We start from the raw sequence: 12501 nt of genomic DNA on the forward strand, positions 1-12501 counted from the left end.
CGGTCGCGTGCCAGAACCGATACCGTGGACGGGTGAACCCCGGACCAGAAACGCCCACCACGCCCCAGGACGTCCTTCGCTCTACTTTCGGATACGAGCACTTTCGCGGAGACCAGGCCGAGATCATCGACCACGTGACCGAAGGCGGCGACGCCGTCGTGCTCATGCCTACGGGCGGTGGCAAGTCGCTGTGCTATCAGATTCCGGCGATCGTCCGTGAAGGCGTCGGAATCGTCATCTCGCCTCTGATCGCACTCATGCAGGACCAGGTCGATGCCCTGGAAGCGGTCGGTGTCAGGGCCGCCTGCCTCAACTCGACCTTGGCGCCGGAAGACGTTCGGTCCGTAGAACAGGGGTTGGTCGACAACGAATACGACCTCGTGTACATGGCCCCCGAACGTCTGGTTCAGGCACGGACGCTGGACCTCCTCGACAGGGTGCGTATCGGGCTCTTCGCCATCGACGAAGCACACTGCGTGGCCCAGTGGGGCCACGACTTCCGCAAGGACTATCTCGGGCTCAGCGTGCTGGCCGGTCGCTTTCCCCAGGTCCCGCGCATTGCCTTGACGGCGACGGCGACCGAGGCGACCCACCGCGAGCTGACGCAGAACCTGGAGCTCGACGGTGCGCGACACTTCGTCTCGAGCTTCGACCGGCCCAATATCCAGTACCGGATGACCGAGAAGAACAACGCCCGCCAGCAATTATTCGAGCTGATCCGCACCGAGCACGACGGCGACGCCGGCATCGTCTACTGCCTCTCCAGGAAGCGCGTCGACCAGACCGCCACCTGGTTGCGGAAACAGGGGGTCGACGCCGTCGCGTACCACGCCGGCCTGAGCGAATCGGAGCGTGCCGAAGGGCAGCGTCGGTTTCTGCGGGAGGATGGGGTTGTGGTGGTCGCGACCATCGCCTTCGGCATGGGCATAGACAAGCCCGACGTCAGGTTCGTGGCTCACCTGGACCTCCCCAAGTCCATCGAAGGCTACTACCAGGAGACGGGCCGCGCCGGACGAGACGGCCTCCCGGCGACCGCGTGGTTGGCCTACGGGCTCCAGGACGTCGTCCAGCTGCGTCGCATGATCGACGACTCCGAAGGCAGCGAGGACTTCCGGTGGATCCAGCGACGCCACCTCGATGCGATGCTGGCCCTGTGCGAGACCACCGACTGTCGCAGAGTGCAGATTCTGCGCTATTTCGGCCAGGAGATCGGACCCTGCGGAAATTGCGACACCTGCCTGAACCCGCCCGCCTCCTGGGATGCGACCGTCCCTGTCCAGAAGCTGCTCTCCGCCATCGTGAGGCTGGACCGCGAACGCGGGCAACGGTTCGGGGCCGGACAGATCATCGACGTACTTCGCGGCAAGGAGAATGATCGATCGACGCAGTACCGGCACGATGAATTGACCGTGTGGGGGATCGGCTCCGATTTGAGCGAGGTTGCCTGGCGCGCCGTCGTCCGGCAAATCTTGGCCAGGGGCATCATCTCGACGACGGGGGAGTTCGGCGCCCTGGTCCTGGCCCCCGCGGCCGGGCCGATTCTCCGCGGCGAAGAAACCTTGATGCTCCGGTCCGCACCGGACCGCCCGGTGACCAAGAAGGGTCGAGGCAGGAAGGCGAGCGGTGCGTCGCTGGCTTCGGCCGAGCTCAACGACGCGCAACGGGCCGTCTTCGACAGCCTGCGCACGTGGCGGACTGGCCAGGCCAAGGAGCAGCAAGTGCCGGCCTACGTCGTCTTCCCGGACGCGACGCTGATCGAGATCGCCCGTTCGGCCCCCGCCAGCCTCTCCGAATTGGGCGCGGTGAGCGGGATCGGCGAGAAAAAGCTCGAACACTACGGAGAAGCCGTGCTGTCCGTGGTCCGGGAAGCCTGACTGCGGCCAGGCGCCTTCTCGAGACCGCCCTGGACGCCCCATGATCTGACTGCAACGATGGTGGAATGAACGAACCACAGGCACAGACTCACACCGCAGAAAAATCCGTTTCGGCGTCCGGACTCGTTGCAGCGTCACCTCACGCTCTGTACGAATACTTGCGCGACCCGCGCAACCAGGCCGATGTGGACGGATCCGGAATGATTCGGGCGGCCAGCGCGGATCCCGGATCCAAGGGCGACGCCGTGCAGGGAGCCCTGGACTCCGAGGGCCAAGTCTTTGTCATGGACATGCTCTGGACCGACGGCACCACGAAGTACCAGGTCGAGAACACCGTGACGCGCATCGGAGACGACGGGATCGAATGGTTGGTCGCGGATTACGGCAACGACCCCCAGGGTTGGCGATGGGGGTGGCTCTTCGAGAAAGCCGACGGCGGCACGTCAGTGACCAACTACTGCGACTGGTCCGACATCACAGACCCCAAGGTCCTCGAGGCCAAAGGATTCCCAGTGGTCGATCCTGGGAAGATTGCGGGAACGGTTCGGAACCTCCAGGAGCGGTTCTCCTAGCCCGAGGCTTCCAGCTCCAAAAGGGCCGACTTGGCCTCGAGGCCGCCCACATACCCTCCCAAAGCTCCATCGGCTCGCAGGACCCTGTGGCAAGGGACGACGACCGGTAGTGGGTTGGTCGCGCAGGCCGAACCGACGGCCCGGACCGCGCGAGGATTCCCGACCCGTTGGGCGAGATCCCTGTAACTGAGGGTCTCTCCGTACCCAATCCGGGGGAGGTATTCGTGCACCTCACCCCTGAACCCGCGGGACAGTGTCCGGTCCAGGCGCAGGTCGAAGGTCCGGCGGCGGCCCCCGAAGTACTCGTCGATCTCCCGAGCCGGGGTGTCCAACGCCGCAGGTACTTCCAGGATGCGAGGGCTCACGCTGCCGGAAAGGGCATCCAGGACGGCGTCGAACCCTTCGTTCTCGAATGCCACGCGGAGCAAGCCTTCGGTCGTGGCGGCAAGCATCAACCGGCCGAGGGGGGTCTCGAGGGTCCTGTAGGAAATGTCGACGACGCCTTCTGCCGGGGCTCTTCGCTCCAGACGCCGATGCAACGCCTTCATGGTCTGATCATTCACCGGGAACGAGTCCGGGGTGAGTCCTTCTGGGGATGTCACGATGTGCCTCCCGTGTTCGCGTCGAGATCGTGGGGATCGTCTTCCTGGCCCGATACGCCGAGTCGTCGTCCCAGGGCCCGCATTCCGTCCGACGACGCTCGCCTCACCGCCGCCGGTGTGCCTCCGATGATGTCGGCGACCTCATCGTGGGGCAGCCCGCCGAGGTGGTGATAGGCCACCGCGAGTCGTTGCCGTTCGGGCAACGCATCGACGGCACCCCACAGCATGTCCTCGCGCTCCCGCGTCACGGCGGCATCCGCAGGATCGACCCCGGCGCGGGAAACCGCGTCGTCCTCCCATGCGGTCTCGGGCGGGGAGGCGGTCGGCACCGCGCGCCGAGCGGAGGAGCGGACGACGTCGACGGCCTTGTTCCGAGCGACGCGGACGAGCCACGCTTCGACGTTGGTGTCGGGCGGAAGCCCTTCCCAGACGGTCAGGGCCGCCACGAAAGTCTCGGCCCAAGCGTCCTCCGCGTCCTGGCCGGGTCCCAGAACGGCGCGGCACACCCGCCACACCGTGGGGCCGTGGTGCCGAACAATCGTCTCGAACGGAATTTTCTGATTCATCATGAGGCAGTCGCGTCTCACCGTGCGGAAGTGAGGTCACGTCCCAAAATTAATTTCATCAGCCTACTTCCCATCTATTCCGCGGAATACCGGTTCTGGGCGCCCGTATTCGTGTTGACTGCCACAAACCCTCCCTCTAGCGTCAGTCGGGACAAAGTACGCCGCAGGAGTGCGGTTGGGTCTACAGCGAGGCATTGGCCAACTATGGCACAGGAACCGAAGAACCATATTCACGCGAGTCGTACCAGCGTCAGCGACCCCTCGACCGCGCCCGCCCCGGTGGAGCCGGACCTGAAGACGGTTCGGAAGGCCGTGGGAGCATCGGCGATCGGCAATGCCACGGAGTGGTTCGATTACGGTCTCTATGCGGTGTCCACCGCCTACCTGACGCATCACTTCTTTCCCGGGGGAAACGGGCAGCTCTGGACGCTGTCCCTGCTGGCTCTCTCCTTCATCATGCGACCCATCGGTGGCATGGTCTGGGGGCCGATCGGCGACAAGCTCGGCCGCAAGGGCGTGCTGGCCATGACGATCGTGCTCATGGCGGGGGCGACCTTCTGCATCGGCCTGATTCCCGATGTGAACACCATCGGAGTCTTCGCGCCCATCCTGCTGGCCCTCCTGCGTGTCATCCAGGGCTTCTCCTCCGGTGGCGAATATGGGGGCGCGGCGACCTTCATGGCCGAGTACGCGCCGGACAAGCGCCGCGGATTCTACGGAAGCTTCCTCGAATTCGGGACTCTGGGCGGTTTCGCCTTCGGTTCGCTGATCGTTCTGATCGGTGAGCTCACGCTCGGAAACGACACGATGATGGAATGGGGATGGCGAGTTCCGTTCCTCGTTGCGGGCCCGCTCGGTCTGATCGGTTGGTACCTGAGGTCCAAACTCTCCGAATCGCCGATCTTCGAGGAGCTCGAGGACACGCAAAGGGAAAGCTCCGTGGGCGGCGGACTCAGGGATCTGTTCACGGGCCACTTCCGCCAGATGTCGATCGTGTTCGGCCTCGTCGTCGCGGTCAACGTCGTCAACTACACGTTGTTGACCTACATGCCCACCTATTTGGAGAGCTCGGTCGGCATGGAGAGCTCCACGACCCTGACGGTCATGTTCATCGCCCAGTTCGCCATGATGCTCGTGATGCCCTTCGGCGGGGCCCTCTCGGACAAGATCGGCCGCAAACCGATGTGGTTCACCTCGATGATCGCCTTGTTCGTGCTGGCCGTGCCGATGTACATGCTCATGGCCCAGGGGTTCTGGTTCGCGCTCATCGGCTTCGCGGTGCTGGGGCTGCTCTACATCCCTCAGCTGAGCACCATTTCGGCGACGTTCCCGGCCATGTTCCCGGCCCCGGTGCGCTACGCCGGCTTCGCCATCTCCTACAACGTCTCGACGATGATCTTCGGTGGCACCTCGCCCATGGTCAACGAGGCCTTGATCGGTGCAACGGGCAACGATCTGGTCCCGGCCTATTACATGATGGGCGCGTGCCTGATTGGCTTCGTGGCCTGCCTGTTCATGAAGGAGACCAAGGGGGCATCCCTCCGCGGAACCGACGTCCCGGAGACGGGCAAGGTTCCGGTCTTCGAGCCCGTGGCCGGGGCCGCGCGTTAGCGGGCCTCGACGACGTCGTCCGGAAAGAGGACACGGGGAACGAACCACAGGAAAACGATCATCCCGAGCAACTCGATGATCGACTGCATGATCACGACGACGGCCGCCAGGCCCCACCCCGCCGGAAGAGCGAGCGCGAGGGGCAGAACGACGAAGGAGTTCCGCGTACCGAAGGTGAAGGCCAGGGTGCGTGCGGGCTCCTTCGTCACATGGAGGGCGCGGGCCAGAACCTTGGCCAGGACCAGGGCAACCATAAGGTAGGCCACACACACGCGGCCGACCTTCGGCAAGAGGTCCAGCGAAGCCACGACCTCGCCCGCGTGCGAAGTCATCACGCAGAGGATGACGACCGCGAGGAGCGGCACGGGCAGGACACCGAGCTTTCCATGCCATAGAGCGGCAAGTCGGCCGAGTGCCACGGGGCGTCGCCCTCGGTGCCCCTGCGGCCGCTTCGAACCCTCTGCGCGAGACCCCCATGAAATCAGCGCCTCAGTGCACGCCACCATGGTCAACGGGACCAGGATGACGGTGGCGGCCGGGATCAGGGCGTCGGCGTCCAGGACCAGTCCGGCGGAATTGTTGGCGAACAGGCTGATGTACAGGGGTACGAGCGGCAGCTGGATGAGCATGTTGAGGGGCGCCAGGGCCGTGGCTCGGAGGGAATCCCCGCGACCCAGTTGCGCGAAAGTGATGAACCAATCCGTGCACGGCGCCACCAATGTCATGAGGAGGCCCAGACGGGCGGCGGGGGAGTCCGGCGCCCAGTGAACCAGGCCCCAAACGGCCCAAGGGATCAGAAGAAAGTTGCCGACCAGCGCCGCCGCCAGGAACCGGCCGTCCCGAATCGCTTGCGGAATCTCGGTCAGGGAAACTTGAGAGAACGTCGAATACATCAGGAGGGCGAGCCCGGGCCATATCAGGGCCTCCGCGAACGGCTGGGACCCGGGAACTCCCAGGCCGAGTCCGAGTCCGATCGCAATGGCCAACAGGTATACCCAGACCTGGGTCTTCTCCAACCGGTCTCGGAGCGATGACACCCTAGGCGTCATCCGGGAACCCATCCGCCCCGTGAGTGTGAAAGCGTGCACCGTCCCGGTTGAAGATGCTGATCACCTCGGCAGCCTGATTGCCGGCAGCGCACATGCTGTGCGGGGTGGTGGTGTCGAATTCGGCCGCTTCGCCGGGTTCGAGCGCGAGCTCGTCGTCCCCCAGCCGTAGTCGCAAGGTTCCCGAAAGCACGTACACCCAGTCGAATCCAGGGTGCACACCCGGTTCGGGCATCGTGCTCCGCGGTGGGTAGGTCATCTTGAACGCGTTGACGGGCGAATCCTCCGGGCTCAGGGGCGCAATGAGGGTCCCGTTGCGGCGGTATGCACGACGACGAACCCGTGGGTCCGGGGTATCCGCGCGAACGAGCTCGTCGATTCCGATGCCAAGCTGCCGGGTCAGGGGCAACAGCAGTTCGAGGCTCGATTGTCGTTTGCCGGACTCGAGTCTGGACAGCGTGCTCACGGACATGCCCGCGCGATCCGCCAGCTCATCCAGGGTCCAGCCCAGCCGTTGCCTTGCTGCCCGCAGTCGTGGGCCCACCTTGGACAACTGTTCGTCCACAAAAATCACTCCTTGCTATTTCCGCAAAACAGTTTGCCATGTCTGAGTGTTCAGGTCTAGCGTCGAGATCATGGAAAACACATGGGATGTCATTGTTGTTGGCGGTGGGTCCGCCGGGCTCAGCACCGCACTGATGCTGGGGCGTTCGCGGCGTCGGGCTCTCGTCCTGGACGAGGGGATGCCGCGGAACCGGTTCGCGGCCCACATGCACGGAGTGCTCGGACACGAAGGGAAGGACCCGGCACAGCTGCTGCGCGAGGGGAGAGAAGAAGTCGCAGCCTACGGCGTCGACTTCGTCGAGGCCCGGGTCGAGCGCGTCGACCGGGACGGGTGCGATTTCGTGCTCACGGACACCGAAGGGACGAGGCGGGGCGCTCGCGCCGTCGTCGTGGCGACGGGCCTGACCGACGTCTTGCCCGAGATCCCCGGCCTGGCCGAACGGTGGGGAACAAGCGTACTGCACTGCCCCTACTGCCACGGCTGGGAATTCGGCGACCGACGCCTCGGGCTGCTGGCCACGGCCCCGCACGACATCATGCGTGCCGAGTTGTTGCGGCAGTGGTCCGAAGACCTGACCGTCTTCACGTCCGGAATCGGCGGGGTCGATCCGGGGACGCAGGCGCGCCTCGAATCGCGGGGAGTTCGCCTGGCCCCTGAGCCGGTGGTCGCCGTGGACGGTCCCGGACAAGACCTGACGGAGGTTCGTACCGAGAACGGCGTGTATCCCATCGACGCCCTGTTCGCCGGCGGCGCCTCCCGCCCGCACGATGATTTCCTGGAGCCCCTGGGACCGGACAGAGCGGACGGGCCCCTGGGCAACTTTCTGTCCGTGGACGAGTTCGGGGCCACCTCGGTTCCGGGGCTCTGGGCCATCGGCAACGTCGTCAATCCGGCGCTGACGGTTCCGGGCACGATGGGTGCGGGATCGGTGACCGGCGGCATGGTGAACATGTATCTGGTCGGCCAAGATTTCGACGACGCCGCTCCCGAGCCCGCCAAGGACTTCTGGGAGAACAGGTATCGGTCCCAGGACAGAATCTGGTCGGGGAACGCGAATGCGACTCTCGTGGACCTTCTCGACGGCGTCGAGCCCGGGCTTGCGGTGGATCTCGGGTGTGGAGAGGGCGGCGACGTGCTGTGGCTCGCCGCCCGCGGGTGGAAGGCGACAGGGATCGATATCTCCGAGACGGCGGTCGACCGGGCACGTCAAGCGGCTCGGGAGGCGCAGCTTGAGGATCGAGCGACGTTCGTGGCCGAGGACCTCGAGCAGTGGATGCCATCGGAGGCCCTCGACCTGGTCACGGGCAGTTTCTTCCAGTCGCCCGTGGCATTGGACCGCGTGGCCGTCCTCCGGCGAGCAAGCCGTGCCGTGGCCCGGGGCGGTCGGATATGCCTCGTCTCCCATGCGGCACCTCCGCCCTGGGCCGAACATCACCACCACGCAGACTTCCCCGATCTGGGCGAAGAAGTGCGGGCCCTGGACCTCGGCCCCGAATGGGAGACCGAAGTCCAGGAGGTCCGGAAGCGTGAGGATACCGACCCCGAGGGGAACCCGGCGGTTCTCGAGGATGCCGTGGTCGTGCTCCGGAAGAAGGCCTAGATTCTGTCCTCCTTCGGGATGATGATCCAGGCCACCACGTAGAAGATCGCCTGTGGGCCGGGGATCAGGAAGGACAGGAGGAACAGGAACCGGACCCAGTTCGGGCTCCAATCGAGTGCCTCTGCGATGCCTCCGCAGACGCCGGCGATGACTTTGTGTTTGCGTGATCTCTTGAGTGCCATGGTTCCCACGCTAGGGGGTCGCGGCGGACGGACGCAGTGGAGCGGGCACTACCTTTGCAGGTAGTGCCCGCTCCACGTGCATGTTCTCAACGCAGCTTCAATTTTCTGTACCTGCTGATGGCTCCGTGGATTTCCTGGGGGCGGGGCATCGCCAGGTCACCGCGGGGCCGGCCTCCGCCGGTCAGACCGTCCAGGCCGTGCTCCCGAATCCGGCGCCACACGCGCTCCACGGCGTCCACGAGGCCCAGCTGTCCGTCGAGTTCCCGCGAAACCGCCTCGATGCACTGGGCGATCGCGCTGGTCTGCGAAGGATCGACCAGCTGGGCGAGGTAGGCGACGTCGATATCTTCCCGGCCCACCTGGATCGTCCCGAGCCCCCGGCCGCGGGCGCTCTTTTTCTTGTCCGAGGGGTTCAAGGCGCCGGCCGTGGGGATTCTCTCGTCGGACCCTACGAAGACACGCTCAGTGGATTCCGTGGCGCCCGCGTCCTCGGGGGCATCGTCGGCCGCAATGTGATGAGCCTGGTCGGTGACCTCCGAGGGTACGTATGCGTCCAAGGCAATCACATGGTCTGCCATGCCGAAGAATGCCCCTGTGCCTCCGGCCACCAGGATCGTTGAAATATCCCGTTCATCCAGCAGGGGGCGAATGCGTTCGACAAAGGGCGTGATCGGTTCGGAACCCGAGGGGATGAGCCGTCGCATCGCTGGGTCGCGAATCATGAAATTGGTGGCCGAAGTGTCTTCGTCGATGAGGAGCAGCGATGTCCCGATTTCCAAGGATTCCGCCAGATTGGCGGCCTGTGACGTCGAGCCTGACGCATTCGTGGTCGTGAAATGAGAGGTGTCGGCGCCGGACGGCAGGTTCGAGATGAAAGGTGAGATGTCCGTACCCGTGACGGCCCGCCCGTCTTCGGCACGGATGCTCATCGCATCGGGAACAGTCAGGACCCATTCGCGGCCGTCGCCACCGATATGCGGGTACACCCCACGTTCCATGGCCCTGAGCAGGGTGGATTTCCCGTGGTAGCCGCCGCCCACGATCACTGTGATCCCGCGGGGGACTCCCATGCCGGATACCGTCCGGCCGCTGGGCAGCGAGAAGTCGACCCGCATGCTGTCGGGGGAGCGGAAAACCACGGCGTCACGAAGAGGTACGTCGGAGTTGCCCGATGCGCGGGGAAGAACAGCGCCGTCGCCCACGAAGGATACGAGGCCCCGCTCCTTCAGCGCGGCCTGGAGCGCGAGCTGGTCCGTGTACAGCTCGATGTGGCGTTCGAGGGCCTCGAGATCCAAACCATCCAGCAGTGCGGATCCCTGAACGAGTTCGGGCAGGTCGTCCGTCAAAAGGTGCGCCGCAGCGCGCCCCTTGATGCGGCGCCCCGCCGCGGGCAGCGAAACCGAGAGGCGAACCTCGACCGAATCAGGGCGGACCACCACGCTGGACCGCTCGAGAACCTCTTGGCCCGGCTTGGTGATGTTGATGCCTCGGTAGGAGCATCCGCACAGAGTCTTGGTGAGATGACGTGCGATGAAGTCCGCGGCGGCGACGCGCTCCTCGGGCTCGTTCTCCAGGCGTTCGGGGAGCGAGGTTCCGTCGAGAGGAAGAATCACGCGGACCGAGGACGGCGGGGCGTACGGATCGGACTGCACATGGTCGATCGCGAGGTCGAAGGTCCCGAAGTCGTAGGTGCCTCTGATGCGTTTGTAGGCGCCGTACCCATTGCCGTCGAGACGCTGGAGAGAGGACCTGAGATCCTGCGTGGTTTGGTTCATTGATAGCTAATTCGGATCGGGGACATCAGTGTTTGGAAGTATAGTCGGTCACGAAATCACTGGAGAGGAATTGATTTATGACTACCCAAGTCAGCAAGCAGATCCAACTCGCTTCCCGGCCCAAGGGCTGGCCCTCCGAGGAAAATTTCGAGACCGTGTCGGTCGACCTTCCGGGCCTGTCCGAGGGGGAGGTTCGCGTCCAGAACCTGTACATGTCCGTCGATCCTTACATGCGCGGTCGGATGTCCGCGGGCAAGAGCTACGTCGCTCCTTTCGAGGTCGGCGAGACCATGACCGGTGGAGCGGTCGGCAAGGTCGTGGAATCCCGCAGCGACAACCTGTCCGAGGGCGCCCTCGTGCTGCACCAGTTCGGTTGGCGCGACATCGCTCAGGCTCCGGCAGAACAGTTCAACGAGGTTCCGGAGATCCCCGGCGTTGCGCCGTCTCTGTACCTCGGCATGCTGGGACTCACGGGTCTGACGGCCTATGTCGGGCTCACCCGGGTGGCGAAGATGCAGGAGGACGACGTCGTGTTCGTTTCGGGCGCGGCTGGTGCGGTGGGCTCGGCCGTCGGCCAGATCGCCCAATTGCTCGGCGCGTCGAAGGTCATCGGCTCGGCAGGGAGCAAGGAGAAGACGGACGTGCTCGTGCAGAAGTACGGGTACGACGTCGCACTGAACTACAAGGACGCACCGATTCGGGAGCAGCTGCCGAAGGCAGCGCCGGACGGCATTGACGTCTACTTCGACAATGTCGGTGGCGACCACCTCGAGGCCGCCCTGGACGTTCTGAACCGTTACGGCCGGGCGGCGCTGTGCGGCGCGATCAGCCAGTACAACAACACGGAACCGGCTCCGGGCCCGGACAACATGGCGAATTTCGTCAAGCAGTCTCTGGGCTTCAAGGGGTTCATCGTCGGCGACTACATGGAATACGCCGGCGAGTTCCAGGAGCGGATGAGCGCCTGGATCCGTGAGGGAAAGATCCGGTACGACGAGACCGTGGTCGACGGCCTGGAGAACGCGACCGATGCCTTCATCTCGATGATGCAAGGAGCCAACACCGGCAAGATGGTGGTCCGCATCCAGGACTGAAGGCGGTGGGGCTACCCGAGCGATTCGACCGAGCCCTTGATGATCGTTCGGGTTGCCCCTCCCACCCACACGTTCTCGCCATCGGCCTCGACGCGAACCATGCCGCGTCGGCCCAGAGCTGTGCCCTGGCGTGCGACGTAGGAGGCAGGGGCTCGTCCCTCGCGAATCATCCACTGCGCCAATCCCGCGTTGAGGCTTCCCGTGACGGGATCTTCCTGACTGCCGTCACCGGCGCCGAAGGCGCGCACTTCCACAGTCGCGGGGGAATCGGGAGAGTCGAAGAATCCCACGACGCCGATCTTCAGGCGGTTCTCACCGATCTCGCCCATGCGCGGTCTGAGGGCGAGCACGTCATCGGCCGAGGGAAGAACGACGCCGACCCACCCAGGGCCGTTGTCGATCCAGCGCATGCCTTCGATGCGGGCGACGTCGATATCGAGGAGCTGAGCGACCGTGCTCCGCGTGCTCTCGTCGGCCGGCTCGTCCCGCAACAGAGGCGGCGCCGCGAAGAAGAGCGCGTCGTCGGATCGGCGAACCGTGATCAGCCCGGCGGCGGTCTCTTGGACGAGTCCGTTCTCGGCGCCGGGCCGGCCGCCGGCTTCGAGCCACGCGTGGGCCGTACCCAGTGTCGGGTGGCCCGCGAAGGGCAACTCCCTCTCGGGGGTGAAGATGCGAACTCTGTAGTCGGCACCGGGTTGAGTCGGCCCCAACAGGAATGTGGTCTCTGAAAGATTGGTCCAGTGGGCGAAGGTCTGCATCTGGTGGTCAGTGAGCCCGTCGGCATCGCGAACCACAGCGACGGGATTCCCCGGTTGCGGTCCCGGCGCGAAGACGTCGACTTGCCGGAATGGTCGTGACATGGTTTTCCTCTCTTCTCGCCCGGAGCCGATGCCCAGGCTCCCGGTACCTTGCGGTGAGCTGGCTCATACCCGATACGCTCGGTATCGTGAAGTGATCGGTGGGTTCACCCCTCCAGATCCACAGTACGCGGCCCTCGAAAGCGCCGCCGGAAGG

12 protein-coding genes are annotated in these 12501 nt (G+C 65.0%); 5 read left to right on the top strand and 7 right to left on the bottom strand.

The features are described 5' to 3' along the window. Positions 1–32: 32 nt before the first annotated feature. Positions 33–1874, top strand: a complete 1842-nt coding sequence (gene recQ, locus AB0Y14_RS00155) for a DNA helicase RecQ (protein ID WP_436587290.1) — start codon at positions 33–35, stop codon at positions 1872–1874. A gap of 65 nt (positions 1875–1939) precedes the next feature. Further along, a complete protein-coding gene (locus AB0Y14_RS00160; protein WP_436587291.1) occupies positions 1940–2446 on the top strand; it encodes a hypothetical protein in 507 nt (168 codons plus the stop codon). Here AB0Y14_RS00160 and AB0Y14_RS00165 read toward each other — a convergent pair. Both AB0Y14_RS00165 and AB0Y14_RS00170 read right to left on the bottom strand, forming a co-directional pair. After that, the gene (locus AB0Y14_RS00165; RefSeq protein ID WP_436587292.1) at positions 2443–3048 is read right to left on the bottom strand and encodes a methylated-DNA--[protein]-cysteine S-methyltransferase; all 606 of its coding nucleotides are present in this window, start codon (positions 3046–3048) and stop codon (positions 2443–2445) included. The genes AB0Y14_RS00160 and AB0Y14_RS00165 overlap by 4 nt on opposite strands. Then, the gene (locus tag AB0Y14_RS00170) at positions 3045–3614 is read right to left on the bottom strand and encodes an RNA polymerase sigma factor (protein WP_436588777.1); all 570 of its coding nucleotides are present in this window, start codon (positions 3612–3614) and stop codon (positions 3045–3047) included. The genes AB0Y14_RS00165 and AB0Y14_RS00170 overlap by 4 nt, the downstream gene beginning before the upstream one ends. 204 nt (positions 3615–3818) lie before the next feature. On the opposite strand from AB0Y14_RS00170, the gene AB0Y14_RS00175 reads away from it, so the two are divergent. After that, complete coding sequence (locus tag AB0Y14_RS00175; protein ID WP_436587293.1) at positions 3819–5225, top strand: MFS transporter; 1407 nt, start codon at positions 3819–3821, stop codon at positions 5223–5225. On the opposite strand, the gene AB0Y14_RS00180 is transcribed toward AB0Y14_RS00175, so the two are convergent. Together AB0Y14_RS00180 and AB0Y14_RS00185 are read right to left on the bottom strand one after the other, a co-directional pair. After that, positions 5222–6262 (bottom strand): arsenic resistance protein, encoded by a 1041-nt coding sequence (locus AB0Y14_RS00180; RefSeq protein ID WP_436587294.1) that lies wholly within the window; start codon positions 6260–6262, stop codon positions 5222–5224. The genes AB0Y14_RS00175 and AB0Y14_RS00180 overlap by 4 nt on opposite strands. Position 6263: 1 nt before the next feature. Then, a complete protein-coding gene (locus tag AB0Y14_RS00185; protein ID WP_436587295.1) occupies positions 6264–6836 on the bottom strand; it encodes a helix-turn-helix domain-containing protein in 573 nt (190 codons plus the stop codon). Between the two features lie 70 nt (positions 6837–6906). On the opposite strand from AB0Y14_RS00185, the gene AB0Y14_RS00190 reads away from it, so the two are divergent. Then, positions 6907–8436 (top strand): FAD-dependent oxidoreductase, encoded by a 1530-nt coding sequence (locus AB0Y14_RS00190; RefSeq protein ID WP_436587296.1) that lies wholly within the window; start codon positions 6907–6909, stop codon positions 8434–8436. On the opposite strand, the gene AB0Y14_RS00195 is transcribed toward AB0Y14_RS00190, so the two are convergent. Beyond that, positions 8433–8618, bottom strand: coding sequence for a PspC domain-containing protein (locus AB0Y14_RS00195; protein WP_436587297.1), 186 nt, complete (start codon positions 8616–8618; stop codon positions 8433–8435). The two genes, AB0Y14_RS00190 and AB0Y14_RS00195, sit on opposite strands and share 4 nt — an antisense overlap. Before the next feature lie 86 nt (positions 8619–8704). Further along, positions 8705–10393, bottom strand: a complete 1689-nt coding sequence (locus AB0Y14_RS00200) for an ABC-ATPase domain-containing protein (RefSeq protein ID WP_436587298.1) — start codon at positions 10391–10393, stop codon at positions 8705–8707. A 77-nt stretch (positions 10394–10470) separates the two neighbouring features. Between AB0Y14_RS00200 and AB0Y14_RS00205 the strand changes: the two genes are divergently transcribed. Continuing rightward, a complete protein-coding gene (locus AB0Y14_RS00205) occupies positions 10471–11487 on the top strand; it encodes an NADP-dependent oxidoreductase (protein ID WP_436587299.1) in 1017 nt (338 codons plus the stop codon). Between the two features lie 11 nt (positions 11488–11498). On the opposite strand, the gene AB0Y14_RS00210 is transcribed toward AB0Y14_RS00205, so the two are convergent. Further along, positions 11499–12347: a PhzF family phenazine biosynthesis protein gene (locus tag AB0Y14_RS00210; protein ID WP_436587300.1), complete on the bottom strand. Its 849-nt coding sequence runs from the start codon at positions 12345–12347 to the stop codon at positions 11499–11501. Between the last annotated feature and the right edge of the window lie 154 nt (positions 12348–12501).

This window comes from Rothia sp. HC945 (assembly GCF_051370785.1).
Lineage (GTDB): Bacteria > Actinomycetota > Actinomycetes > Actinomycetales > Micrococcaceae > Rothia.

What these genes read in the sequence shown, in the direction of transcription:
- AB0Y14_RS00200 (WP_436587298.1), bottom strand. Translation starts at nt 10,393, where the DNA reads ATGAACCAAACCACGCAGGATCTCAGGTCCTCTCTCCAGCGTCTCGAC.
- AB0Y14_RS00190 (WP_436587296.1), top strand. Translation starts at nt 6,907, where the DNA reads ATGGAAAACACATGGGATGTCATTGTTGTTGGCGGTGGGTCCGCCGGG.
- AB0Y14_RS00195 (WP_436587297.1), bottom strand. Translation starts at nt 8,618, where the DNA reads ATGGCACTCAAGAGATCACGCAAACACAAAGTCATCGCCGGCGTCTGC.
- AB0Y14_RS00170 (WP_436588777.1), bottom strand. Translation starts at nt 3,614, where the DNA reads ATGAATCAGAAAATTCCGTTCGAGACGATTGTTCGGCACCACGGCCCC.
- AB0Y14_RS00160 (WP_436587291.1), top strand. Translation starts at nt 1,940, where the DNA reads ATGAACGAACCACAGGCACAGACTCACACCGCAGAAAAATCCGTTTCG.
- AB0Y14_RS00205 (WP_436587299.1), top strand. Translation starts at nt 10,471, where the DNA reads ATGACTACCCAAGTCAGCAAGCAGATCCAACTCGCTTCCCGGCCCAAG.
- AB0Y14_RS00210 (WP_436587300.1), bottom strand. Translation starts at nt 12,347, where the DNA reads ATGTCACGACCATTCCGGCAAGTCGACGTCTTCGCGCCGGGACCGCAA.
- AB0Y14_RS00175 (WP_436587293.1), top strand. Translation starts at nt 3,819, where the DNA reads ATGGCACAGGAACCGAAGAACCATATTCACGCGAGTCGTACCAGCGTC.